Here is an 808-nt window from a genome sequence, read left to right as displayed (position 1 = left end):
CCGCATTCCGTCGGAGAACCTGACCGAGCTGCCGCTGGCCGACAGCGGCCGGCTGCAGGTCGGCGACTACGTGGTGGCCATCGGCAATCCGTTCGGACTGAGCCAGACGGTGACCTCCGGCATCGTCTCGGCGGTCGGCCGCAGCGTCGTATAACTTCGTATAATGTATGCTATACGAAGTTATTACGGAGCAGTCCTTCCCGACTCGATGCCAGGCGGATGGAGCAACTCTGTCTGCGCGATGAAACGTTGACGGTACCGTCGGTCTGGAACAGCCCGCGCAAATAGGCGCGCACGCATTCCTCACTGCCACGCCAGACCACCTCAGGCACCTTCAGCTTGCTGCGACGGGTGAAACCGTAGTGTTCCAGCAGCCGCGCGAGCATCACCGAGCGGATGAAGACCTGGCCGCGCTCTTGCACTGCAACCGGGGACACGGCGTACTTGCGCCGGCTTGCGTGCAATGACGCCCCGGAGATCAGCGTATTGACGTATGCGGCCATGCGGCCGGCCAAGGCGCGCTCCTCGCCCCAGAGCGTGATGACCGCGGCCTCCTGCCCTTTGCCGCGATTGGTGAAATGGCCGTCGCCGGTCAGCAACCCAATCAGGAGCCCCAGGTCCTCACTGCCCTGCGTCCCGAATTGGCCCTTCCCCGACTGCACCAACAGCCGATCACCGGTCCGCAGCTCGCGCAACTTGATCTTCCCGCGCCCCTCGACATAGAAGTCATGCCACTCGGTCGCCTTGATCTGGTATCCATCCTCGGTACGCACCCGATAGACCGGCGCGCGTGCGGCGGTCATGAAGG

The 808-nt window shown here is 63.9% G+C and carries 1 protein-coding gene and 1 pseudogene; one reads left to right on the top strand and one right to left on the bottom strand.

Going from position 1 to position 808, the window contains the following annotated elements; all coding sequences use genetic code 11:
- Window positions 1-145: pseudogene (locus IG80_RS17100) on the top strand (serine endoprotease DegQ); the annotation flags it as partial.
- Between the two features lie 25 nt (window positions 146-170).
- Here IG80_RS17100 and IG80_RS0111575 read toward each other — a convergent pair.
- Window positions 171-808: LAGLIDADG family homing endonuclease (locus IG80_RS0111575; RefSeq protein ID WP_032114186.1), on the bottom strand; the 638-nt coding region annotated here is incomplete at its 5' end.

This window comes from Candidatus Paracaedibacter symbiosus, assembly GCF_000757605.1.
GTDB lineage: Bacteria > Pseudomonadota > Alphaproteobacteria > Paracaedibacterales > Paracaedibacteraceae > Paracaedibacter_A > Paracaedibacter_A symbiosus.
This window is presented reverse-complemented; position numbering and strand designations above follow the sequence as displayed.